We start from the raw sequence: 22,825 nt of genomic DNA on the forward strand, positions 1-22,825 counted from the left end.
CTATTATAAACCGATGCCAAAAAACAGGCCCGTCTGATAGACGATAAAGGCTACAAACCAAGCTAAGGCTGTAGAGTAGGCGGAGCCGAAAATAGCCCACTTCCACGAGTTCGTTTCCCGTTTAATTGTAGCAATGGCTGCCAGGCAAGGCGAATATACAAGGCAAAATACCATAAGAGTGTAAGCCACAAGCGGATTAAAGGCCGGGTCTTTGCTAAGAGCTTCCTGTAGCGGTACGGTCTTTTCAGCATCGCCGCCAACGCTATAAATTGTCCCTAGCGTACTTACAACAACCTCTTTCGCCGAAAACCCGGATACAAGGGCAATATTAATCTTCCAGTCAAAACCGATAGGCGCTGTAATCGGTTCTAAGAAATGACCGATCATACCAGCATAACTTTGACTGATTTTTTCCGAAGCCTTTTCTTCTTCTAGCTTGTCTTGCTCTTCTTTGAGATCATCTTTCAGTTCTACATAGTGAGAAGCATAAGTAAACAAGTCTGGATTCGCCGTTTCTAATTCAGCAAGCTGCGCATCTCGCTCAGTCGCAACTGCCGCATACTCAGCAGAATCTTCGTCTAAATCGGCTGTTTTCTCATCAAAATCATCATGAATCGCCGTAATTTTTTCAATAAGTTCGTTAAGAGCTTCGTTCTCTTCCAAATTAGCAATAGCCAGAGGCTGCTGAATTTCTTCTTCCACCTGCTGCGTAAACGCCGCTTCGGCCTGAGCAGACAGAGCTTCATAGTCTTTAGAGTAAGTTACATCATCAGGGAAATTCGTTAAAAACCACATCAAAATAGATGCTGCTAAAATAATCGTACCGGCTTTCTTCAAATAAAGGACGCTACGCTCCCACATATGGATCAAAACACCTTTGAAGGTGGGCATGTGATAAGGCGGTAATTCCATGATAAAGGGTTCTGTGGCGCCTTGAAATAAAACGGAACGAAAAATTCTCGCCATGATCAATGCCAAGACAATACCAAGTAAGTAAATTGAGAAAAGTACGTTTCCAGCTACCTCATTAGAAAAGAAAGCAGCAATTAAAACACTATAAATCGGCAAACGAGCACTGCAACTCATGAGCGGTGTGACGAGAATTGTCACAAGACGATCGCGAGGATTTTCCAAAGTTCTGGTCCCCATAATCGCCGGCACTGCACAGCCAAAACCAAGCAGCAGCGGAATAAAGGATTTGCCATGGAGCCCTACTAAATTCATAATCTTATCCATAACAAAAGCAGCCCGCGCCATATAGCCCGTATCTTCTAGTAAGGAGATCGCAAAAAACAAAATAAGGATCAGCGGAATAAACGAAATTACTGCACCAACGCCGCCAATAATCCCATCAACTAATAAAGATTTTAAATTACCATCAGGCAAAGACTGGCCAACAAATTTACCAAAATTACCGATTGCGTCTGTCAAAGCATCTTGCGGAATTGCGCCAAGCGTAAACACAAGATTAAAAACAACCCACATAAGACCGAGAAAAATGGGAATCCCAAAGAGTCGATTCGTAAGAATCTTATCAATTTTATCAGATGTCGTTTCCTGATGAGGATTATTGACCGTAGTCACTGCACCATAAACTTGTGAAATAAATTCATAGCGTTTCGCAGCAATGGCCATTTCCGGATCTTCACCCAATTCAGCGATAAGCTCCTGCCGCAATTGTTGACTTTGCGCTACAAGTTCTTTTCCGCCAGCGAGTGTAGTAATCTTTGCTTGTATATCCTTGTCATTTTCTAAGAGTTTTAAAGCCAGCCAGCGTGCGGGAAATTTAAGTTCCGTCTCATAAGCCCCGGTTTGCGACTGCAACTTTGACAGCGCCGCTTCGATTCCTTCACCATAAGAAATAGAAAAAGCAAGCGCCTGTTGCGGCGTAACCATAGCTTGTAAAAGTTCTTCCACACCCTTGCCATGGCTGCCCACGGTAGCTACAACAGGAATATTACCGAACTTCTCGGCTAAGGCGGCCGCATCAATCGTAATACCGCGTGACTTCGCTACATCCATCATATTCAACGCAAATATCATAGGTCGTCCTAATTCCAGCAGTTGCAGCGCCAAATATAAATTTCTTTCTAAGTTTGAAGCGTCAAGTACATTGACTACTAAATCAGGTTTTTCCTGTACAATAAAATTGCGTGCGACTAATTCTTCTGGCGAATACGTTGTCAAACTGTAGGTTCCTGGTAAATCAATAATTGACAGCTCACAGCCGCCAAAATTGCGGTAGCCTTCTTTTTTTTCGACAGTAACTCCCGAGTAATTCCCCACATGTTGTCTGGCGCCAGTAATTTGATTAAATAAAGTAGTCTTGCCTGAATTCGGGTTACCAGCAAGAGCAATTGTCACCTGTTTACGTTCCATGATTCTCTCCTTTTAACGAGTTAGCCTATCCTAACTTTTGGATTATAATAACTGAAATTTCTTTGAGCTATACTTTCTATTTCATTGAATTGATTCTAACTAGGTTCGTCTAGTGAAACCAGCTTTGCTATAAAAAATAAACTTCAATGAACATGAATATGGTGAGCAAACTGAAACGGCAGCATCAGGCGGGTTTCCCGCACCTTGACTACTAGAGAAGATGAATTTTTCTGCAATACTTCGAGTGGAGCTCCTGGTAAAATCCCAAAACCAAGCAATTGATTTTTTAGTTTTGTTTCACCACTAACAACAGATACTTGAACAGGACAACCTGGCCCAACACAAGATAAAGGCATAATAAAATCCTCCCTAGTTTTTTTTAGGAAACCGCTTCTACTTCAATCATGCTTGCTTCAGCTTTTCGCAGTGACAAATTAAAACCTTTTGCCTTTACTTCTAACGGATCACCTAAAGGGGCTAACTTTTGTACTTTTACAAGGGTACCCGGTGTAATTCCCATATCTAAAATACGACGTTGCAATGGTCCCGTTCCAATAATTTTCTTGACTTTCGCCTGTGACCCTGACTCTACTTCATGCAAAAACATAGTCTCGCCTCACTTTTCTCTATTCTTTAACTTGCTTCTCTGGCACAACAGCGGCAGGAAGCTGCAAAAAAACTTTTACAATATAAGGATCAAACTGCGCACCGCTATGGCGGCAAATTTCCGCTAAAGCCTCTTTACGGCTCAAGCTACTGCGATAAGCCCGTGAACTCGTCATCGCATCGTAACTGTCGGCTACTGTAATAATCCGTGAAACTAAAGGAATCGCTTTGCCCGCCAATCCATCGGGATAGCCACCGCCATCCCAGCGTTCATGATGGTGTCTCACAGCGTCGGCAATAGCCTCCCAGCTCTTTACCTTGCATAGAATGTCATAACCAATCGTTGCATGAGCCTTAATCTGATCAAATTCTTCTTTCGTCAATGCTCCCGGCTTTAGTAATATGGCATCAGGAACACCTATTTTCCCTAAATCATGCAGATGTCCGGCAATATGAACAAAGTGTTGAAAGTTTTCCGAAAAACCAGCCCGGCGAGCAATCGCCAACGCTAAATCGGCTACACGATCAGAATGTCCCCTTGTATAGGGATGCTTCGCATCAATAGCCGTTGTAAAAGCATCAACAACTTCGTGAATGTCGGCCTGCAAGATAGAAGAAGGAAAATAAAACTTTTTCTCTCTATCTCCGATATTGATAATCATTATCGCAAATCCTCTTTCAGTATAATGGCCTCTGCCAAATTTGTCAACGTCAAGCGAACCGAACGGTATGGGGCTCTGGCGTTAAGTCTATATAAAAAATCTGATTGCGTCCGGCACCCTTGGCAGCATAAAGCGCCTGGTCAGCCATACTATATAACTTCGGTATATCAGACAAATCCATTTGGGGAAAGCAGCAAACCCCGATCGAACAAGTAACAGCAATAGTTCGCCCACTGCCGTCAGTAAAAGAATGATTTTGTACCATTTTATGAATCCGCCCGGCTAAACCTAGAGCCTCCCTAAGTCCTGTGCCAACTAATAAAACAGCGAACTCTTCGCCACCGATTCGTGCTGGTAAATCCCCCTGCCGAACGCCAGTCAACAACAGTTGAGAAAAATCCACCAACACAGCATCCCCAGCCTGATGACCAAAAGCATCATTTACTTTTTTAAAGTGATCAATATCTAGAATTAATAACGCTACGGCATCAATACAACAACTCTTTTGATACAAGGCACTTTCCAAATGATCAAAAAAGTGCCGCCGATTGGCAAGACCGGTGAGAGAATCAGACATAGCCAGCTCGGCTAACCGACGATTTGTTACTGCTAGAGCTTCTTTTTGTGCTAGTAAATTACTTTTTGCTTCTGATAGCTGCCCAATCGTTACTTTTAACTTAGTCTCCCGTAATTCAATCTGATGAAGCATCCAGTTTAAATCCCGCATTAATAGCTGAATTTCATTTTCATCATCTTTGCAAGCACCTTGATTTGGCAAAGAAAATGCAAGATAATCCCCCTGTTTAACGCGATCGCAAAAGAGGTGAATTTCATGCAAAGATTTTAAAACTAAGAACCGTGCCGCCGCATCCGGAGTTAAAAAGCTAACTAAAATTGCCGTAGATACAGCTAAAGCCAAAGCTGTATCAAACAAAGGATACTGTAAAAGTCGCCCTTGCGTTACGGCTAGTAAAAGAACTAAAGGGCCCAGCGAAATGAATAAAAAAAGAAGTCGTACCTTCGAAACAACCTTCATTCCGCTCCTCCTTCCTAAAATAAACCAGTAATGATAATTTTAAATATATGCTCGCTATGTTGTTGATAATGATTATCATTACCTGATAAGGTTAGCCTATTTTGTTAACTTTGTCAATAAAAAAGCGCCGACAGAAGTCGACGCAGATTTTCACATAATGTATTTTTAAAGCTCAGTGAGCCTGTTCTAACGCTTTTGTCGCCGCTTCGGCAAATTGTTTATAGGAAACTGTGGCGCCAGAGACAGCGTCGACTTTAGCTACATCCTGTACAGCTACAAGCTTTGATCCGTATGACCGCGCACCTTGTAAAGCCTGCTGCGCTTTCTTGTAAAACTCCGGATTTTCAATTTTTCCGTTTGTTTTACCATAATCAGCATCTTTAATCTTGCCGTCCTTTTGGACGCCTTCATAATCAGCCTTACTAATCCTGCCTTGCTGCACTATGATAGTAATTTGACCAACAGCGCCGCGCTCGTCAGGACTGCTTACCCCTTTGTAGGTGCCGTCTTTATAAGCTGCTGCAGCCTGTTTCGCCTGATTTTCATGGCCTTCATGACCTTCATGCGAATCCTTAGCCTGCTGATTGCCACAACCAACTAACAAGCCGGCTGAAAGCGTTCCGGCAAGAACAACTGCGCCCCATTTATTCATTCCTTTCCCCCCCCTTTGCCTTTGCAGCATTTTTTTCATTCGCACTTTTCGCTGGATTTTGAATCGTACGAGCAATCTTGCCATGCTCCAGCACTATGCAGCGCTCCGCCTGTTCAGCTACTTCCGGCGCATGCGTCACCATGATGATCGTATGACCTTCTTTATGGAGCTCTCGAAACAGTTCCATAACAATCTTTTCATTGGCTTCATCAAGATTTCCCGTCGGCTCATCCGCCAAAATAAGGGTTGGATAATTAATAAGCGCGCGAGCAATGCAAACACGCTGCTGCTCACCGCCAGAAAGCTGACTTGGCAAATGCCGCGCCCGCTCACGCAGTCCCACTCGTTGCAATGCGTCAAGAGCTTCTGTTTCATCAGGCATACTGTGATAATATTGTGCAACCATCACATTTTCCAAAGCGGTCAAATAGGGGACAAGATGAAACTGCTGAAAGACAAGACCAATTTTTTCTCGGCGCAGCATGGTAAGTTCCTTACTGCTCACTGTTGAAAAATCATGACCATCTAATTTAACGGACCCGCCAGACGCTTTATCCATACAGCCAATAATATTCATCAGGGTTGTCTTGCCAGAGCCAGACGGTCCCATTAACGCCACCCATTCGCCCTGTTCCACTGTAAGATGAATATGTTGCAGTGCTGCCACTGTATCGTAAATCATGGAAACATCGTTTAATTCTAATAAGCTCATCGTTCTTCTTCCTTTCTACTCACCGCGCAATACGATGGCTGGTTCAACTTCAGTCGCCATTTTTACAGGAATGAAACAAGCAGCGCCTGTAACGAGAATGGAAAGAGCCAGCGCCAATAGAGCTATGAGCGGCTGAAATGAAATAACGCGACCAAACACATTCACACTCACCGCCTGGGCAAAGAAAAAGCCCATCGCCGTACCAAGCAAACCGCCCAGAGCGCCAAGCGCCAGGCCTTCGCCCAAAAATTCAAGAGCAATTGTCCTGTTTTCGGCGCCTAATGCTTTCTTTAGCCCAATCTCCTTGCGCCGTTCCGTTACGACAGCCATCATTGTTGTTGCTACGCAAATCAAAGTTAAGAGAAGCACCACAATTGTCACAAGATACACTAGCGATTGCAGCTTGCCAAGTACTGTCTCTTCCGACTGAGTCACGCGTTTCACCAGTTGTGGCGCTACTTCCGGCGTTTTCTCACTGGCTTCTTTGATAAAGTGATTCAATTCTGGCTCTGTTGCCGCAACACTAACCTGAGCCAAACTAATCTGACCTTCTTTATGCAGCATTGACTGCAAAAGATCGAGCGGTAAGAAAACGAAGGCTTCCTCGGAGCCGCCTGTACGGACAATACCCGCTACTTTGACGGACTGCTCTGTCTCCCCAGTCCCCAAAGTGATGCTTTGCCCCGGTTCCGCTTTGAGCAGTTCCGCTACTTCCGCACCAAGCAGCACTTCTTGTTGCTGTTCCTTCGGCCATTCGCCGCGAATCTGCCAATAAGGGCTTACAGCCTTAACGGACTTTAGATCCGTGCCAGCAGCCATAAGGGGCTGCTCATTCACCTTAATCCGTTCATATAAATAAGGAGCTATTCCCACGACTTTATCCGCAGGAAGCAGAGAACTTACCGTCTGAACCGTATCACTGCCAATAAACTGCTGATCGCCTGATGGAATCAACAGAAGATTGGCGCCGTAAGAACGAAATTCTCGCCCCATTTGCCGCGGTACATCATAGTAAATCGTTACAAGGCCCGAAACGACCGTTGCGCCAATCGCCACAGCCAAAAGAGCAATGAGCATACGCGAGCGCCGCCGTAGCAAAGCGCTCCAAATCATAATTCCAAACATCTTGCGTCTTGTCATGTTTTCACCTGCCATGAAGCACAGCAGCCGGCCGCAGCGACAAAAGCATGCGAATAGCCGGCAAACTGCCCAGTAGAGTTACGAGTAAAACTAGGCCGATCACCCAAGGAATCACGATCGGATCAACGGAAATAGCCGTGCCAAAAACACTTCGCCCAATAATCTGGGCAAAACCAAGCCCTAGAATATAACCGCCAAAGCCGCCGATCAACCCCGTCACAGTGACTTCCGCCAAAGTCCGCAAAAGTACAGCTGAATCAGTAGCGCCAATCGCTTTTAATAACCCAATCTCACGGCTCCGCTCCATCATGCTTGCCGTAAGTAAATTGGAAATGCCGAGAGTCGATCCAGCTAGACTAAGCAAAGTAATAAGAACCATAAGTAACTGTGTTTTCTCCAAAATCGTCCCTTCCGACTCCGCTACTTGCCTTACCGTTTTTGCTCTCGCTCCTGCTATCGCTTCTTCAATTTGATACGATATAGAACTTACATAGGCGGTACAATACCAAGTCTCCCACTCTTTTAAGGACAAGCTTTTCGGATCATGGGCCGCTTTGCGCGCCAAATCATTTTCCGGCGTCGTAATAGCGCTAACTTCAATTTTGCCGATTCGCCCAGGCACATGAAGTGCTTGTTGCACCAGTGAAAGCGAAGCATAGATCTGCTCATCTTCCGGACCGCCGCTATTCAAAACGCCGCGTACGATAAGCGGTTGCTCTTGTCCGTTTACAGCGACTGAAAAAGAGTCGCCTACTTTAAGGCCTAGTTTCTTCGCTAGAGTTGCGCCAATTAAGACTCCCTGTTGATCCCCATCGCTCGGCCATTGACCGGCTACCGCCCACCAGGATTTCAGTTCTTGAATGCCTGCCGTTGCGGTTTCGCCAGTAGGCAACAGCAAATTATGCTGAAACCAAGTACCAATGAGCGTTACTTCCCCCTGATTCGGTCCAACCTGGACCTTAGTCTCGAGGAGCGGTGCAAAAGACACAATATTATTTGCCCAGAAAATTGTTTTTAATTTCCCCAGATCGCTTTCTTGTAAATACTTGCCGCTGCTAACGCTAGCATCAACACCGTAAAGATCTTGCAACAGTGAAGCCGAGCGAGGCGTCACTGTAATATTGGCGCCGTAAGCCTTCAATTCTTTATTCACCTTATCGCCTACATCGAACATTACGCTGAGCATAGCAGTGGTCAGCGAAGCGCCCAGTGCAATCGTAACAGCTACCATGGCCATCTTGCGACTCTGACGAAACAGAGCCCCTTGCAGCATCCGCCAAAACATAATGATCCTCCTTATTTAAAGCGATCTTTTTCCTTTTCCAACGCGGCTTGAGGAACAACAATTTTCCCGTCAGCTACTTTATATTCCAGTGGAATCGGATTACAGCCGCCTTTAAAACCAATTGTCGCTTTATTCATTACTACATCACACAATTTGCAAACAACTTGTCCGTCTCGTTCAAAATAACCGGTAGGACCGCAGATTTCACAAGCATCAAAACCAATGCCATAAGCAGAACCACTTTTTTTAATGACAATAAATCGTACAGTAGCCCCATTTGTCGCCTGATAGGAAAAGCGGTGCAGATGACCATCTTCGACCATCTCCAAAGCAATCTGCACGTCACTACCTGAAGCCTTAACCGCAATGGCTGGAACAAGCTCCGATTGTTTTTCCGCATAAGACATGCCTGCTGTAGAAAGAAGGAAAAAGAGTCCTAAACAAATAGCCACAGCCCCAGCCCAGCGTTTTTTATGACGAGCCGTGATTAGCATTTTACGATATTGCGCCGGATTAGACCCTTGCGGTTTATCAGGTCGTTTCTGGAAGAGCAGCGTAAATGGCAAAATTACGGTCATTGCCAGTAATAAATAGAGAAACCAGACCTTATGGTTAATTAAGGGAGCCATAATTGCCATAAGCTCCCGACTAATCGGAATGAACCGACGCAACATCATAACTTGGACCAACAAAACACCCTGTTCTGCCAAAAGCGTAATAAACTGAATCGAAAATACCGTTAAAAGAGGTTTAGTACGTAAAGCCGCCGCGGCCTTAAACACTGCCACCCCAGCAATCCAGGCCAAAATAAAAGCGAGGAGAAAGCCGCTTAGCTTGTAAATAATAGCAGTCATAGTAAGCGTATCGGCTATAACAACAAGATTCAGCGGGAAAAGCAAAAATTCTAATCCATGATATAAACAAAGAAAAAGAGCACTGGCGAAAGTAACCAAAGGCAAAAACTTCTCACTGAAACGAAGATACTTGCCGTGATAGCGAAAGCCCAATAAGAGCAAAAGTAAAGTTTCTGCCGAAAATCCGCCCAAAAGAACTAGCCCTTCATAAACTTCACGCTTGACAGCGCGAGAACCCAGTTTGACTGTAGCAATAAATAAAGCGCCAATCATTCCCCAAAGGACACCCCGCCAAAGCCATTTTTTCATAACGGGACTTTTCTCTTGTCCAGAGAGCGCTAAAAGCAATGCTAAAGGAATTGCAGCCATAACGACATTTTCTAAAACGGGAATTAGGCTTTGTAGTAGAGCCTGTAACATGCCATTCTCCTTTCATAACAGGCGAAATTGGTGAAAAGGCCCGAGGCACAGGGCCCCGGACCGTATTTCTTACCAGCTTCTCGGAACGTAGTCAAAGACCCAATGAAGCGTAATTGGTTTGTCCCAGAAATGTCCAGGAACGCCTGTTTCTTTATCAACATGGAGCATATAGTTTTGACGTTCAGGGCTATCGATTGTAAAAGTTACATCATAAGTGCCAGCGCCAAGCATTTTTACATTGGCACCGTAGTGAGGACCATCGCTGGCATTCATAGGCATTAAATTACCTTCGATAACCTGGTCTGTTCCCTGTTTTTTCAATGTATAATGCACCGTTAAATAAGGAATCCATTCGCCAACGCCAAAACCGGTTTCATTCCCTTCAATTGCCGCAATATCTGTTTCTAAATGGATATCCGATTTATCCGGTGTAAGACCCATTCCAGCTGGCTCCATTGGCACTGGCTGAAAGTAAACAACAGCCACTTTCAATTTTGCTTCCGGTACTTCCTGCTCTTCACCAATCGGATACTCCTGGAAGCCAGCAGCAAAGCATTGCGCAGCTGACATCGCCATAGTAAATAAAGCTAAAAAAGTCATTGATAAAAACCGTTTTCTCATGATACGACCTCCTGCATTTTCTTTTTTTGGTAAATAAAACCGGCTGCAAGTAACAGTAAGAGAATGACTTGTGGCAGCAAAGTTTCCCACGTAGGATATATGCCCAATAAATCAATCATGGGGAACCCATCAATCGGCGTTACACCAACAACGCCGCCTTCTTGCAGCTCTTTCATACCGCCTCCGGCAAAACTAACTGCTAACAGACTCATAAAGATACTGGTTCCTTGAAAAAACGGTTTAAGCGGAATTTTCAAAGTACCATAACGAACCAAAGCAAAAATTACAGCTAAGGCCAAGCAGCCGGCGCCAAACCCAAACCAAATCATCTGCATATCATCCCCGGCTTCATTAAATAAAGCCTGATAAAACAAAACGACTTCGGCACCCTCACGGTATACAGCTAAGAAAGAGGCCGCACCAAGGGCAAAAGCGCTTCTACTTGTAAGTGATTTTTGCACTTTGCCTTCAATATATTCTTTCCACTGTTTCTGGTCAGACTTTGCGCCCATCCAATAGCTTACGGAAAGCAACACAGCTACAGCAACAAGCATGGTTGCGCCTTCTAAAATCTCCTGATTAGCGCCGCTAGCCCCTACTAAAGAGTGGAAAGCAATTGCTGTCAGAAAACTAGCGACGATCGCAGCTCCCGAATAAGAGTAAACAATCTGGGTTTTATCACCATTACCGGATTTAATAAGATAAGCTAAAATTGCACCAATCACTAAAATCGCTTCAACGCCTTCGCGAACCAGAATTAAAAAAGCTGGCCAAAAACTTTCCCAGGAACTTTGCTCTTTATTGCTGCCAGACATCTTCTTTACATCTTCGCGCATCATCGAAATCATTTCAGTAATTTCTTTTTTAATTTCGCTGGAAGGAGCTTGATTGGTCATTAATTTTTTAACAGTGCTAAATTTGTACTCCGTAAGACCAGCCCGCTTGCTCGAAACGGTAGATCGAACAGCCATTTCCATGCCATCTTTCTCATAGATCCCGTAGTACGTGTCATTGACAAGCTTTTTGGCCCCTGCTACATCGCCCGCTTCATACACGGCTAAGGATTGATTCATGGACTTTTCGATACGGGTAACCACATCATTCCATTTAGGCGCCGCAAACCCCATGCCTTGTAAAACTAACAACATCAGGCAAATAAAAACAGCCATAAATTTTTTTTGCATCTCCTTCACCTCCTCTCTCATCTTTCATCTTTCTTATGATTTTGATAGTGCTTAAAAATAAAATTTTATTGCCAAGAAACAAGTTGCAAAGATATTGCATAACGCAACTAATAACAATAATCATTCTCAATGTCTAACGAAAAAATTTATGTTTCTGGCTTATTAGGAACTTGTTGCGACTTATCAAAAGAAATAATCAAAATGGTTGTACAAACCATAGGATTCCCTTCATGATCTTTGGCTGGTTTAAACCGCCAAAGCTTGGCGGCAGCAATAGCCGCCCCATCAATTTCCTTGCGGCTCGAAGAACGAGAAACAATAATATTTCCCGGCAATCCTGTCTCAAGAATCTGTACACGTAAAACAACTTGCCCTTTAAAACCCTTGCCTGATTTAGGATCTGGATAGACGCGGGTAATTACTTCTGGTGGCGTTCCCATCGCTTTACTTTTCCCGGGCGCCGCCACGCCAACAGCATTGGCAGCAAGTACAGGCAGCGCCTTTTCCTTGATTGACTCTTTACCTAATTCACTGACAAGAGTATCGACAACCTGTTCTTCTTGCTGATCTGCTGGTTCTGGCGGTATCTCTGGAGGTGTTTCCTGCGTCGCAGCCACCGTCTGAGGGACTGTAGCTGCGGTTTCTTCTTGCTCTGCTCCCATATCGATTATTTCCAAGGGAGTTTCTTCGTGAAGCGGCGGCGGAGCAGCAAATAAAAAAGCCTCTAAGCATAAAAAACTGCCTAAAATAAGAGCATGAAACGTTAGGGATAAACACCAAGCTTTAGGCCAGCGAATCCTTCTTACCATTACCGAATACCCGCCTTTTGCTCTGTGGCAATTGAAATCCGTCGAGCTCCAGCGCCCTTCAGTTCATCTAAAACAGCCACAACTTTTTCATACTCCGCTTTTTTATCGGCTCGCAATACAAAAATAGTTTCAGGTGTCGCAGCAAGTGCCACCTTTGTGCGATTTTGCAGCAGTGTAAGACTTAGAGGTTCTTGTTCAAACAAAACAGACCCATCCGCCAAAACAGTAATTGCCGTACTTTGTGTACGATCCATACGGGCTGCTGCCGCCTGTGGCAGATTAATCGAGATCGTATGCTGCTGAACCATATACAAAGTGCTCATCATAAAAAACACCAAGAGAAAAAAGATGATATCAATCATCGGAATAATCATTAGCTGCGGCTGCCCTTCTAGGCGCAAACTACGCAATTTCATGAAATTCCCCCCGCTCTGTTCTACCATGAGGCAAACGACTCATAACAAGGGCTACTGTTTGTTCTATATCAGTAACTAAGCTATCTAACCTCTGAGAAAAATACGTGTAAATCATCAAAGCTAAAATGGCAATACAAAGACCACTGGCTGTAGCAACTAAAGCCTCGCCAACGCCACCAGTGATCGCTCCCGGTTCACCCTGGGCCACATTAAAAACACTAAAAGAATTAATCATACCAACAACAGTCCCCAAAAGCCCCATCAGCGGTGCTAAGGTAACAACAGTACTTACATAATTGAGCCGTTCGCGAAGTTTGGCCGCCATAAAAGTAGCGGCACTCTCCATAGCTTTTTCTGCATTTCTCCCCTGTTGAAACGCTTCAATCCCAGCTCCGGCAACGACCGCAACAACGGTGGAACCGTTCTGGCAAAAAGTTTGCGCTTCACTAATCATTTTGCGTTGTAATAAGGGTTCTAATTTTTCTTTAAAGGTCGAAAAAGGGATCGAAGCCTGCCGATAATAGTAAAACCGCTCGATACCAACTGCAACAACAAAAAAGGAACTTAACAGCAGTGCATACATAACGGGACCGCCCTTATGAAATAAAGCAATACTTTCCTGTAAAAAATCCACAATAAGATCCTCCTTCTTGCCTACTTTAAAAATCCATATGAGGAATCAAACCATCCGTAGCTACGGTCTTGCCTTCTTGTGTAATAAAAAAAGCCTCGACACCAGGGAAGTTTTCTAAGAAAACCAGACTTTTCTCGATTCCCAGCGCTAAAAAAGCGCAACTCGGTAGTTTCAGCTTTTGATCGGCTTGTCGATAAATAAGCGACACGCTTGCCAATCCACCGGGCTGCAACCCTGTAGTAGGATCAAAAATGTGACTGTAGCGACTGCCTGCTTCTACAAAAAACCGCTGATAATCGCCCGAAGTTTCTACGGTGTCCCATTGATCTAGAGTAACCTCAGCAATCAGCTCGCCAGACCGTCGCGGATGTTCAATCCCCACCCGCCATTGGCTTTGGTCTGGTTTAACGCCGCTAGTACAAATATCACCGCCGGCATTAATCAATCCAGCAGTTACGCCAAAGTCAGGCAGTATACGGCAGGCTTCATACAAGGCATATTCCTTGGCTAAACCACCCAAATCAAGCATCATTCCCTTTTCTGACAAGAAAGCAGCGCCACTAGCAAGATGCAACTTGCGGTAATCAACCAACGCCCTGGCCTCCTGTAGTTGCGCTGCCGCCGGACGCTGGCCCGTTTTATACCCGACTTGCCACAAAGAACTAACAGGACCAATCGTAATATCAAAATTCCCCTCAAACAGCGCCGACAAATCTTTTCCCATTGTCAAAAGCTGAAACAACTCTTTGCTAATTGGTACAGGTTCATAACCAGCGGCTTGGTTGACTTCAGACACTTCACTCGTCGGATCAAAGCGGCTGCATAGCTTCTCGATTCGTTTAAACACAGCAAAAACAGCTTCACTAGCTTCTTTGGCTCGCCCGCCATATAAAACAAGACTTATAATGGTGTCCATAAAGACTGCAGCGTCTTCATAAAAGTTCGGCGCTTCCACGCGCGGGATAGCAGCAATCTTTGGCTGGCTCGTATCAAGAATAAAAGCAGCTTGATTAAACCGTATCGCTTCCATGACGTTATTCCCCTTTAACTTCCGCTTTGGACAGGGCATTTTGAGCCGCCGCTATAATTGTCTTACTACTCATGGTAGCGCCGCTTACACCGTCAATATCACTGGAATTAGCGGCAACCATAGAGCGAGCCACTTCCCTCATCACTTTCGCATCTACAGGCGACACAATTCCTTGATCCAAAGATCTTACATGGTGGATTTTACCAGACTCAACCATTACTTCTACGGAACGGGCCTCGCCTCGTTCCGTGACAGCTGAACCCTCATAAAGACCGTCGCGCCAATTTTGATGAGGTGGCTGAACTGCCGCGGCTTTCGCATTGCTGTAAAAAAGGACCCTTCCTAAAGGCAAAAAAGCAAAGAAAATTGCTGCCGTTGAACTAGCTGCCAGCACAATTTTAAACCAAGCTGCTCGCTTCATCGTAACCATGCGCCTCCATCAATGTATAAAACCATCTTAAGTCGATAACGATAATCAATATCATTTAACATGAACAAGTATAGATTCCATTTTATAACTTGTCAACCACTTATTTTAAAATAATGAAATTATTTCAATTTGCAAATGGAAATAGCAGGGAAAATTCACAAGAATTCTCCCTGCCACTCCTTACACATCTGCAATTTCGGTTACATAAGTTATATAATATTTTAAATCATACGAATCATGATTGTGATTATCATTATCACTATAGAGACAAAATAAATTAGAAACTATGCGTATATGTCGCTTCCAGTTTTGTATTATTTACACCGGCATCAAGTGTCTTCTGATCTTTATAAACAACTTCCACGCCATCAACATCAGAGAACTTATAGGTCAGGCCATAGTATATTCCCTTATTATTATTATCAAAATCGCTTTGTCCACCCATGTCGCCATTTGCTTCTACGCGAAATGCTGTCACATAGGCGCCAAGCTGTCCATCAAAATCATAGTTCCAATTCGCTGCGTATGCTTTATTTTGTTCACTACGATTCGACTTTGTATATTCCATTGTCCAGCTGTGTTTTCCGGCTTTATAGGTCGTATCAACAGCCCAGTGATTTGTCGTATCACCGCCATCATAGTGATAACGGCCCAGCGTCAAACCATATGAAAAATCTTCTTCCGGCGAAAAGCCCGCTCTAACGGCATAAATTTTATTTTTTTCTGAAGTAACATTATCTTCTCTGGCCGCAAGAACAGAAAGATCTACCACGCCAGTTTTCCCAGTTACACTCAGTCCGTCAACAAATTGATGTTTCCCAATATTGGAATCAGAACGACTGTAAAGAAGCGCTGTTGTCCCAACGGTAGCATCTTGGCGGCCAAACCGATAGGTCAAATCATCTTGCTTATAACTTATGCCAAACTGATCAAAACCAACAACGGTCTTTTTCCCAGATCTGTAAGCATCTGGGTTAAAATCGGCCAAAACAGGATCGGTCGCATGCTGCGCGCCAATTCGACCAAACAAACTCCAACCATTGCCAAGATCGGCTTCCATTTTGACTTTGACAGTACTCATTACCCCCGAGTGATCCGCCTCGCCATCCATCGTATCTTTTTCATATTTCAATGAAGCATCGCCGCTAAAATTCACTTCAGCTGCCAAAGCTGTCCCTACTCCCACTAATTGCATTCCAACAACCATCATTAATGCGAATTTTTTAACCATCTAAAAACTTCTCCCCCTAAAAGAAACCCCATTATTTTACGGCTGACAACAGCTTGCCAGCAGTCAATTTTTCTTCTACGGCACTCCAAGAACGCTTCGAAAAAACAAGCGGAATATCTTGCGACTTAGCCATATTTTTTACAGTCTCAGCAGTCCGGTGATTTACGTAATCGGTCATAACCAGAACAAAGGCAGTCGACTTCGGTAGACTCACCTTATTCTTCGTTGCAGCTTTTCTGCCTGAAATATGAACAATTTCCGTAACTCCGAGCGACTGCAACCGCTTTTCGATACTCCCCAAATAATCGGCACCAACAACGACAATTGACATAAAACCCACCTCACTTTCCTATCTGCTATTCTAAAATCATAAAGAAGCTAACTGCTTGCCTAGTTCACGGCATTCTGCTAAACCTGTTTCATCAGGCGCATTTTGTATGGCTAGACCTTCTCCGAGCAGCGAAAACCCCATATCCGTCATACGATCGGCCCAATCGCGCAGCCATTGACCGTCACCCCAATCATAAGAGCCAAAAAGAGCGACTTTTTCTGCGGCCCCTTCCTCGCCAGAAAGCGATTCAATAAAAGGTTCCATCTCACTTTCTTCCAAAACTTCATTTCCCATAGCTGGACAGCCAAAAGCTAATAATTCCGCCTGTAAAACAGCTTCTTTCGTCACATCAGCAACAGAAAGCACTGCCACTTCCCGGTCTGCTACTTCGCTTGCGCCAGCGCCAATTGCCTCCGCCATTGCTTCCGTATTGCCTGTGCCACTCCAATATACAACAAGTACTTTTTTCATCTTACTAACCTCTTTTCTTAATTCTTTAGTATGTATTCAAAGATTTTTTTAAAATCAAGCAACCGAAACAGCTAGATTACGTTGTGGCTGAACCACAACACCAGATAAAATTTCGTAACAACTTATACCGGCTGCCAAAAAAGCCGCGACTTCACAACGATCTTGCATAAATCTTTCCATGCGTGCTAACGACTCGTCAGGATTGCCATAGACACACCATTCTTCGCGACAAGTCAGCGGTAAACTAGACATTCCCATAAAGCCCAACACGTCTTTCAGGGGAATTCCCAGCAACAAGCCTAGTTCATGCGGGCAAGCATATTGAAAACGTTCTTTTAGTAAATTCAAACAAGCATGAATTCCCGCCTCTACAGGATACCCTAGACTTTCTAAAAAAAACCGGTGTTCATCGTCTTTCAAGCATTTTTCCAACACATCCGGTCGATAAAATAAAACGGTATGACGCTGCTTAGTTTGCCGTAAAACTAAAAAGCGGACTTTTTCCTGACGCAAAAATTCAAATCCGTAAATTTGCCACTGCGTAAACAAAGCCTGAAACGGCGTATCCACTAAAGATAAGATCGTTGAGGGTTTGCTTCCACAGATGGTAGGCGCCAATTCGATGGTAAGCCATTCGTAAAACTGCTGCGCTGCTTCCGAAAAACCGTCTTGCATTTGTCTCCCCCTTTCCTGTTTATATGATAATGATTATCATTATCATATAAACATATCATAGTGAAAATTTTCGCACTTGTCAATAGCTGCAAAAAAATAAATCCCTTGTCGCAACATTTGCAACAAGAGATTTATGAGATCAACACCATCATACGATTCGATTTAGGCCATGTGAACTTGACGATGAGCCAGTTCAGCCTGTTTAGCATCATTAAAGTTTTCAATATTTGATAAGTAGCCAGTAATACGTCGCACCCGACGAACTGGTGATTTTTCCCAAGCCTTGACCACAATATTGTCATCCTGCAGCGAAAGCTCTACTGCCGCCAACTCCTTGTGCTTCTCCGCCCAAAGTTTTTGCTCATTACCTACCACTGTTTCAATTTCCTGCTGTGTCAATTCGGCGTCTGCTACCACTGTCACACCGTCGATAATCATTTTTCTTACCCCCACCACTTTTTCTTTCTCAATTATAGCAAAGGTAAAAAATAAGGGCTAGTGACTTAAGTCGCCTCTTTTCCCATCTATAGCGATATAGGTCCGCTTTCTTACGAATATTTCACTATATCTAGTATTTTTACCTTTTGATGATTTTAGCTTCAGACGGTATAACCGAAGGTCTTGGAAATCGTATGGGTCGCCTCTAATAGACGATGAACCACTTCTTTTTCAATAAATTCACGAGCAAAGCGCGCTGCCAAGCCAGAAATGCTAATTGCTGCAATCACTTCACCAGACCGATTATAAATCGGCGCGCCAATACAGCGGCCTTCTAGTTCACTTTCGCGATCATCAAGAGCATAACCAGTTTGACGGACAATCCGCATTTCTGTTAAATAGCTCTCCGGCGTTGCAAGCGTATATTCGGTCCGTACGTCCATACCCTGCTCTCGAAGAATCTTTTCGATATCACTGTCGCTATGGCCAATTAATAAAGCTTTACCTAAAGCCGTACAGTGCACCGAATTCGTTGTACCTAGCTTGGCTACAAGCCGTAAAGCATGAGGACTTTCCACCGTATCAACATAGAGTACGCGATTTTTATCAAGCATCGCCAAATGAACCGTTTCTTTCGTAAAAGCATTGAGACTTTCTAAAAAGCCTCTCGCTACATTCTTTATCTCAAAATCTTTTTCTGCCAATTGATTTAACTTTAATAGCTGCAGTCCTAGCCGATAGGTGGAATTATGATCACAAGTAATGTAGTTGCGATTTTCCAAATTGCTTAACAGCCGATATACGGTTGACTTCGGGAGCCCTGTCATCTCAGTAATTTGCTTTAAACCGACAGGTGTAGTGCTAGACCCGATGGCTTCTAAAATATCGAAAGCTCGATGCAGTGATTGCACTTCTAATGAATTTGCCATAATGCCTCCCGTAAAACCTTTTTGCTAATGCAATTTTACCGTGCTAGCCAACCGCCGTCAACAGCCAGAGTATAACCGTGTACATAGTTTGCCGCTTCTGAGGCTAGAAATACGACAGGTCCTCCCAGATCGTCGGGCGTTCCCCATCGTCCCGCCGGAATCCGTCCGAGTATTTCGCCGTTTCGCTGTTCATCACTGCGTAACGCCGCCGTATTATCGGTGGCCATATAACCTGGCGCAATCGCATTGACATTGATATTGTGTTTCGCCCATTCATTAGCCAAGAGACGCGTTACGCCCATAACACCGCCTTTGCTGGCCGTATAGGAAGGCACGCGGATGCCGCCTTGAAATGAAAGCATCGAGGCAATATTAATAATCTTACCACCGTTATTTTGCTTCATATATTGTTTAGCCGCGGCTTGGCAAAAGAAAAAGAGGCTGCGAATATTGAGATTCATCACATCATCCCAGTCTTTTTCCGTAAAGTCAATGGCGTCAGCCCGACGAATAATTCCAGCATTATTTACAAGAATATCAATATGCCCGAAGGTCGCCACGGCTTGATCGACAATGCCCTGAATCGGCGCTGTACTCGTAAGATCTGCCGTAACTTCTAAAAATTTTCGACCGGTTTGCTCAATGAACCCTTTTGTTTCGGCTTGATTACGCGTACCAACGCCAACAATGTCAGCGCCAGCCTTTGCCAATGCTACAGCCATCCCTTGACCTAACCCGGTACCAGCGCCAGTTACAATTGCAACTTTACCATTCAAATCAAAAAGTCCCACATTACTCACTCCTTCGCCTGCGTTTGTTAGTATTAGCGCATATCAATCATAGCGATGCCGTCCATATCGTCAAATGTCTGATTTTCGCCAGCCATGCCCCAAATAAAAGTGTAATTATGGGTGCCTACACCGCTGTGGATTGACCAACTAGGCGAAATGACTGCCTCTTCGTTTTTCATAACAATATGACGCGTCTGTGTTCCCTCGCCCATATAATGAAACACAACAGAGTCTTCTGGTAGATTGAAATATAAATAAACCTCCATGCGGCGTTCATGCGTATGGCAAGGCATGGAATTCCACATATTTCCTGGTTCTAACGCCGTCATCCCCATAACTAGCTGGCAGCTTTGTACACCTAAAGGATGAATATACTTATAAATATTACGTTCATTCGACGATTCAATAGACCCTAGATGATTGGGCGTAATCTGGCTTCGTTCAATTTTGACAGTAGGATACGTGGCATGAGCAGGAGCGCTATTAAAATAGAACTTAGCAGGGCTTTTACTATCTTTACTAGAAAAAACAACTTTTTTTACCCCTTTGCCAATGTACAAGCCATCGGTGGTTGCCAGTTCGTAGACTGTACCATCTACCTCTACCTGGCCAGCAGGACCGATATTAATAATGCCCATTTCACGTCTTTCTAGGAAATAATCAACACCCATATTTCCTTGTACAGTCAATTCTATCGGCTTGGCCGGACATAAGCCGCCTGTAATCATGCGATCTACGTGACTATAGATCATAGTCATTTCATCTTGTTTAAATAAATCTTGAATCAGAAAACGTTCTCTTAGTTCCTCTGTTGTATACCGTTTTACATCTTCGGGATGCACCGAATGTCTGACTTCCATTTTCATTCCTCCTGTGTTATAAGGCTTATATCAGACAAGCCTCTATTCCATATAGTAAAACAAAATACCATTTTATATTGAAAATAATACGATATAGAATGGCAAAGTCCTGCTGAAAATTCCGATTTCGGCACAGTAATTCACCATATGGAACAAAATTCAAAAAAATTTGTATTTACAAAAAAATAGACAAAATTATCAAATTTGACTATACTATTCTTTTGAAACCGCATTAAAATGTGATATGATGCTACTAACGACAGTTTTGCGGTGAATGCAGGAGGGACAATATGCTACGAGAAAAACGCAACAAAGAAAAACTAAAACTCTATTATGACAAATATATAAAAGAAAATACTTTAGATCCCAATGTACATCCTTGGGTAGCTGAAGCTTGGCAAGAAAGCCAAGCCGCACAATTGGCTACAGACGGGCCGCTGCTTTTGCCTAAGATGTCCAAACCGGCTCTTACAGAACTACAGGGAAAACACGAACAGGCACTTGCATTTTTAGGCGACTACTATCAAAACGTGCATGAATATTTTAATACACGAAATCTAAGTTTACTGCTGCTTGATGAAAACTGCTACGTACTAAAAAGTTATGCTATGCCCTTTTTCCAAAAAACAGCAGGTGAAGTAGAAGGCTCGCGCCTAGCTACGCAAGATATTGGCGCTTCCAGCATCAGTATTGCCTATGAGCACCAAACACCCTTTCTGATGTTTGGTCCGGAAATGTGGCGTCAAGACGGCCACGACAGCCTAGCTTGCACTGCCCCTATTCTCGTGGAAGGCGAATTACGTTATCTCATTACACTAGTGGCCGCCGACGAAGAACTCATTGATCACAATACGCTGGTAACGCTGCTGCTTTCGATGCGTTATGCCATGGAAAATCATCTGAAAACCATGGAACATCTCAATGCTAGTCATGCCATTCTTGATTCCGTTCCCCTTGCCGTCTATCATCTATTACCAGATGGCAAAGTGGCTTATACGAACCAGCTCGGCCAAAGTCGAATCGAGGGACTCGTACCTGAACCGACAAAAGAGTTACCTCTCTTAAGCGATATTATTTTGAACTACAAGCACACGCCTATTAGTAAAGGCTTTTTAGGTGTTCCTTCATACAATAAGGAAGTTACTTGGATCACCTCCCAGAAAACCTATGAGGACATTACGACAGTCGTACCAATCTTTCGCGAGAAAGAAGTGCATAGCGTAGTGGCCGTATCACTGCCCATTGAAGATCTACGTACACTAGTGGCTCACGCCGCCGGTTACATTTCTCGCTACAGTCTAGCAAGTATGGTTGGTGAATCTACGGCGTTTATTACGATGAAAGAAAAGGCGGCTAGAGCAGCCAAGCATGACCATCATCTACTGCTGCAAGGAGAACCCGGTACAGGCAAACAGCGCCTAGCTCATGGCATTCATCAGGCCAGTCCTCGCGCTGCTGGCCCGCTCATTTCCGTTAAATGCGGCGATATGCCGCCAGAACTCTTAGAAACAGAATTATTCGGTGTTGTCGAAATGCAGGATGAAGCGCGGCCAGGTAAATTAGAATTAGCCAATGGCGGCACACTATTCCTTGATGAAATTGAAAAATTGCCGAATCATCTGGCGTCCCGCCTTGCTGATGCGCTGCTGTCCAGCACAATTACCCGTGGTAATGACACGATCATGCGCAAAGTCGATGTAAGAATCATCGCCGCCTGTGATAGTGACTTAAAACGCCTAGCAGAACGAAACGCCTTTTCAGAAAAACTTTATACACTCATTTCCCGCTCCGTAATCCGTGTTCCATCCCTAAGAGCAAGACAAGGCGATATTGCGGTGTTAGCTGACCACATTGTCACCGAGCTATCGGAACAGCACCATATTCCGACCCGCACTTTCTCGCCAGAAGCGATGCAAGTATTGACGGAATATGACTGGCCTGGCAATATTAAGCAATTGCAAGGCGTTGTAGAGCAATCCTTCTTCCATACAACCAGCAACGTCATTGCAACAGAAAGTATTGTCATTCCTGGTCGTACCAACTTGGACAAGGCTTGGAAGGAAGACAAAGAAGTATTCATGACTGCCTGGCGCGCCGCTGGCGGTAACATTTCTCGTCTTGCTAACATGCTTGATGTAAGCCGTGTAACCTTATACCGTTACTTGAAAAAATACGGTCTAGAAAAACACCAATCCTAAACCGTCTTTTCCCTAAAAAAAGTCTAACTAG

26 protein-coding genes are annotated in these 22,825 nt (G+C 44.1%); 1 reads left to right on the forward strand and 25 read right to left on the reverse strand.

The window, feature by feature from the left end; all coding sequences use genetic code 11:
- Positions 1 to 3: 3 nt before the first annotated feature.
- The 25 genes from feoB to kduI all read right to left on the reverse strand — a co-directional run bounded on the left by feoB (position 4) and on the right by kduI (position 20,596).
- Complete coding sequence (gene feoB / locus AC0MXB_RS16725; RefSeq protein ID WP_474040864.1) at positions 4 to 2,379, reverse strand: ferrous iron transport protein B; 2,376 nt, start codon at positions 2,377 to 2,379, stop codon at positions 4 to 6.
- A 143-nt stretch (positions 2,380 to 2,522) separates the two neighbouring features.
- Positions 2,523 to 2,735: a FeoA family protein gene (locus AC0MXB_RS16730; RefSeq protein WP_474040865.1), complete on the reverse strand. Its 213-nt coding sequence runs from the start codon at positions 2,733 to 2,735 to the stop codon at positions 2,523 to 2,525.
- Positions 2,736 to 2,758: 23 nt separating this feature from the next.
- Positions 2,759 to 2,986 carry a FeoA family protein gene (locus AC0MXB_RS16735; RefSeq protein ID WP_474040866.1) on the reverse strand — a complete coding sequence of 76 codons (228 nt, stop codon included), beginning with the start codon at positions 2,984 to 2,986 and terminating at the stop codon, positions 2,759 to 2,761.
- Between the two features lie 19 nt (positions 2,987 to 3,005).
- Positions 3,006 to 3,647 carry an HD-GYP domain-containing protein gene (locus AC0MXB_RS16740; RefSeq protein WP_474040867.1) on the reverse strand — a complete coding sequence of 214 codons (642 nt, stop codon included), beginning with the start codon at positions 3,645 to 3,647 and terminating at the stop codon, positions 3,006 to 3,008.
- 49 nt (positions 3,648 to 3,696) lie between these two features.
- Positions 3,697 to 4,683 (reverse strand): GGDEF domain-containing protein, encoded by a 987-nt coding sequence (locus AC0MXB_RS16745; protein WP_474040868.1) that lies wholly within the window; start codon positions 4,681 to 4,683, stop codon positions 3,697 to 3,699.
- 172 nt (positions 4,684 to 4,855) lie between these two features.
- A complete protein-coding gene (locus AC0MXB_RS16750) occupies positions 4,856 to 5,335 on the reverse strand; it encodes an FMN-binding protein (RefSeq protein ID WP_474040869.1) in 480 nt (159 codons plus the stop codon).
- Complete coding sequence (locus AC0MXB_RS16755; protein WP_474040870.1) at positions 5,328 to 6,047, reverse strand: ABC transporter ATP-binding protein; 720 nt, start codon at positions 6,045 to 6,047, stop codon at positions 5,328 to 5,330. Before AC0MXB_RS16755 ends, AC0MXB_RS16750 begins: the two co-directional genes overlap by 8 nt.
- Positions 6,048 to 6,062: 15 nt before the next feature.
- Entirely contained in the window at positions 6,063 to 7,187 is a 1,125-nt protein-coding gene (locus AC0MXB_RS16760) for an ABC transporter permease (protein ID WP_474040871.1), read from the reverse strand.
- Positions 7,188 to 7,191: 4 nt separating this feature from the next.
- Positions 7,192 to 8,472: an ABC transporter permease gene (locus AC0MXB_RS16765; RefSeq protein ID WP_474040872.1), complete on the reverse strand. Its 1,281-nt coding sequence runs from the start codon at positions 8,470 to 8,472 to the stop codon at positions 7,192 to 7,194.
- A gap of 11 nt (positions 8,473 to 8,483) precedes the next feature.
- Positions 8,484 to 9,746 carry a Fe-S-containing protein gene (locus AC0MXB_RS16770; protein ID WP_474040873.1) on the reverse strand — a complete coding sequence of 421 codons (1,263 nt, stop codon included), beginning with the start codon at positions 9,744 to 9,746 and terminating at the stop codon, positions 8,484 to 8,486.
- 69 nt (positions 9,747 to 9,815) lie between these two features.
- Positions 9,816 to 10,367, reverse strand: coding sequence for an iron transporter (locus AC0MXB_RS16775; protein WP_474040874.1), 552 nt, complete (start codon positions 10,365 to 10,367; stop codon positions 9,816 to 9,818).
- Positions 10,364 to 11,551, reverse strand: a complete 1,188-nt coding sequence (locus AC0MXB_RS16780) for an FTR1 family iron permease (protein WP_474040875.1) — start codon at positions 11,549 to 11,551, stop codon at positions 10,364 to 10,366. Before AC0MXB_RS16780 ends, AC0MXB_RS16775 begins: the two co-directional genes overlap by 4 nt.
- Positions 11,552 to 11,697: 146 nt before the next feature.
- Positions 11,698 to 12,360, reverse strand: coding sequence for an energy transducer TonB (locus AC0MXB_RS16785; protein ID WP_474040876.1), 663 nt, complete (start codon positions 12,358 to 12,360; stop codon positions 11,698 to 11,700).
- Positions 12,360 to 12,776, reverse strand: coding sequence for an ExbD/TolR family protein (locus AC0MXB_RS16790; RefSeq protein WP_474040877.1), 417 nt, complete (start codon positions 12,774 to 12,776; stop codon positions 12,360 to 12,362). Before AC0MXB_RS16790 ends, AC0MXB_RS16785 begins: the two co-directional genes overlap by 1 nt.
- Positions 12,763 to 13,410: a MotA/TolQ/ExbB proton channel family protein gene (locus tag AC0MXB_RS16795; protein WP_474040878.1), complete on the reverse strand. Its 648-nt coding sequence runs from the start codon at positions 13,408 to 13,410 to the stop codon at positions 12,763 to 12,765. Before AC0MXB_RS16795 ends, AC0MXB_RS16790 begins: the two co-directional genes overlap by 14 nt.
- Before the next feature lie 25 nt (positions 13,411 to 13,435).
- Complete coding sequence (locus tag AC0MXB_RS16800) at positions 13,436 to 14,440, reverse strand: FAD:protein FMN transferase (RefSeq protein WP_474040879.1); 1,005 nt, start codon at positions 14,438 to 14,440, stop codon at positions 13,436 to 13,438.
- A 4-nt stretch (positions 14,441 to 14,444) separates the two neighbouring features.
- Positions 14,445 to 14,861, reverse strand: a complete 417-nt coding sequence (locus AC0MXB_RS16805) for an FMN-binding protein (protein WP_474040880.1) — start codon at positions 14,859 to 14,861, stop codon at positions 14,445 to 14,447.
- Between the two features lie 286 nt (positions 14,862 to 15,147).
- Positions 15,148 to 16,101, reverse strand: a complete 954-nt coding sequence (locus AC0MXB_RS16810) for a hypothetical protein (protein WP_474040881.1) — start codon at positions 16,099 to 16,101, stop codon at positions 15,148 to 15,150.
- 31 nt (positions 16,102 to 16,132) lie between these two features.
- Positions 16,133 to 16,432, reverse strand: coding sequence for a DUF2325 domain-containing protein (locus AC0MXB_RS16815; RefSeq protein ID WP_474040882.1), 300 nt, complete (start codon positions 16,430 to 16,432; stop codon positions 16,133 to 16,135).
- A 36-nt stretch (positions 16,433 to 16,468) separates the two neighbouring features.
- Positions 16,469 to 16,903: a flavodoxin gene (locus tag AC0MXB_RS16820; protein WP_474040883.1), complete on the reverse strand. Its 435-nt coding sequence runs from the start codon at positions 16,901 to 16,903 to the stop codon at positions 16,469 to 16,471.
- A gap of 54 nt (positions 16,904 to 16,957) precedes the next feature.
- A complete protein-coding gene (locus AC0MXB_RS16825) occupies positions 16,958 to 17,578 on the reverse strand; it encodes a DUF3793 family protein (RefSeq protein ID WP_474040884.1) in 621 nt (206 codons plus the stop codon).
- Between the two features lie 162 nt (positions 17,579 to 17,740).
- A complete protein-coding gene (gene nrdD / locus AC0MXB_RS16830; protein WP_474040885.1) occupies positions 17,741 to 18,016 on the reverse strand; it encodes an anaerobic ribonucleoside-triphosphate reductase in 276 nt (91 codons plus the stop codon).
- A 161-nt stretch (positions 18,017 to 18,177) separates the two neighbouring features.
- Positions 18,178 to 18,945 (reverse strand): IclR family transcriptional regulator, encoded by a 768-nt coding sequence (locus AC0MXB_RS16835; RefSeq protein ID WP_474040886.1) that lies wholly within the window; start codon positions 18,943 to 18,945, stop codon positions 18,178 to 18,180.
- A gap of 35 nt (positions 18,946 to 18,980) precedes the next feature.
- The gene (kduD, locus tag AC0MXB_RS16840; protein ID WP_474040887.1) at positions 18,981 to 19,736 is read right to left on the reverse strand and encodes a 2-dehydro-3-deoxy-D-gluconate 5-dehydrogenase KduD; all 756 of its coding nucleotides are present in this window, start codon (positions 19,734 to 19,736) and stop codon (positions 18,981 to 18,983) included.
- Positions 19,737 to 19,768: 32 nt separating this feature from the next.
- On the reverse strand, positions 19,769 to 20,596 hold the full coding sequence (gene kduI / locus AC0MXB_RS16845) for a 5-dehydro-4-deoxy-D-glucuronate isomerase (RefSeq protein WP_474040888.1): 828 nt from the start codon (positions 20,594 to 20,596) through the stop codon (positions 19,769 to 19,771).
- 290 nt (positions 20,597 to 20,886) lie between these two features.
- Between kduI and AC0MXB_RS16850 the strand changes: the two genes are divergently transcribed.
- Complete coding sequence (locus AC0MXB_RS16850) at positions 20,887 to 22,794, forward strand: sigma 54-interacting transcriptional regulator (protein WP_474040889.1); 1,908 nt, start codon at positions 20,887 to 20,889, stop codon at positions 22,792 to 22,794.
- Positions 22,795 to 22,825 lie beyond the last annotated feature (31 nt).

It is taken from the genome of Pelorhabdus sp. sgz311001 (genome assembly GCF_055901755.1).

Coding starts and splice junctions, on each gene's coding strand:
- feoB (WP_474040864.1), bottom strand. CDS start 2,379: ATGGAACGTAAACAGGTGACAATTGCTCTTGCTGGTAACCCGAATTCA.
- AC0MXB_RS16730 (WP_474040865.1), bottom strand. CDS start 2,735: ATGCCTTTATCTTGTGTTGGGCCAGGTTGTCCTGTTCAAGTATCTGTT.
- AC0MXB_RS16735 (WP_474040866.1), bottom strand. CDS start 2,986: ATGTTTTTGCATGAAGTAGAGTCAGGGTCACAGGCGAAAGTCAAGAAA.
- AC0MXB_RS16740 (WP_474040867.1), bottom strand. CDS start 3,647: ATGATTATCAATATCGGAGATAGAGAGAAAAAGTTTTATTTTCCTTCT.
- AC0MXB_RS16745 (WP_474040868.1), bottom strand. CDS start 4,683: ATGAAGGTTGTTTCGAAGGTACGACTTCTTTTTTTATTCATTTCGCTG.
- AC0MXB_RS16750 (WP_474040869.1), bottom strand. CDS start 5,335: ATGAATAAATGGGGCGCAGTTGTTCTTGCCGGAACGCTTTCAGCCGGC.
- AC0MXB_RS16755 (WP_474040870.1), bottom strand. CDS start 6,047: ATGAGCTTATTAGAATTAAACGATGTTTCCATGATTTACGATACAGTG.
- AC0MXB_RS16760 (WP_474040871.1), bottom strand. CDS start 7,187: ATGACAAGACGCAAGATGTTTGGAATTATGATTTGGAGCGCTTTGCTA.
- AC0MXB_RS16765 (WP_474040872.1), bottom strand. CDS start 8,472: ATGTTTTGGCGGATGCTGCAAGGGGCTCTGTTTCGTCAGAGTCGCAAG.
- AC0MXB_RS16770 (WP_474040873.1), bottom strand. CDS start 9,746: ATGTTACAGGCTCTACTACAAAGCCTAATTCCCGTTTTAGAAAATGTC.
- AC0MXB_RS16775 (WP_474040874.1), bottom strand. CDS start 10,367: ATGAGAAAACGGTTTTTATCAATGACTTTTTTAGCTTTATTTACTATG.
- AC0MXB_RS16780 (WP_474040875.1), bottom strand. CDS start 11,551: ATGCAAAAAAAATTTATGGCTGTTTTTATTTGCCTGATGTTGTTAGTT.
- AC0MXB_RS16785 (WP_474040876.1), bottom strand. CDS start 12,360: ATGGTAAGAAGGATTCGCTGGCCTAAAGCTTGGTGTTTATCCCTAACG.
- AC0MXB_RS16790 (WP_474040877.1), bottom strand. CDS start 12,776: ATGAAATTGCGTAGTTTGCGCCTAGAAGGGCAGCCGCAGCTAATGATT.
- AC0MXB_RS16800 (WP_474040879.1), bottom strand. CDS start 14,440: ATGGAAGCGATACGGTTTAATCAAGCTGCTTTTATTCTTGATACGAGC.
- AC0MXB_RS16805 (WP_474040880.1), bottom strand. CDS start 14,861: ATGAAGCGAGCAGCTTGGTTTAAAATTGTGCTGGCAGCTAGTTCAACG.
- AC0MXB_RS16810 (WP_474040881.1), bottom strand. CDS start 16,101: ATGGTTAAAAAATTCGCATTAATGATGGTTGTTGGAATGCAATTAGTG.
- AC0MXB_RS16815 (WP_474040882.1), bottom strand. CDS start 16,432: ATGTCAATTGTCGTTGTTGGTGCCGATTATTTGGGGAGTATCGAAAAG.
- AC0MXB_RS16820 (WP_474040883.1), bottom strand. CDS start 16,903: ATGAAAAAAGTACTTGTTGTATATTGGAGTGGCACAGGCAATACGGAA.
- AC0MXB_RS16825 (WP_474040884.1), bottom strand. CDS start 17,578: ATGCAAGACGGTTTTTCGGAAGCAGCGCAGCAGTTTTACGAATGGCTT.
- nrdD (WP_474040885.1), bottom strand. CDS start 18,016: ATGATTATCGACGGTGTGACAGTGGTAGCAGACGCCGAATTGACACAG.
- AC0MXB_RS16835 (WP_474040886.1), bottom strand. CDS start 18,945: ATGGCAAATTCATTAGAAGTGCAATCACTGCATCGAGCTTTCGATATT.
- kduI (WP_474040888.1), bottom strand. CDS start 20,596: ATGGAAGTCAGACATTCGGTGCATCCCGAAGATGTAAAACGGTATACA.
- AC0MXB_RS16850 (WP_474040889.1), top strand. CDS start 20,887: ATGCTACGAGAAAAACGCAACAAAGAAAAACTAAAACTCTATTATGAC.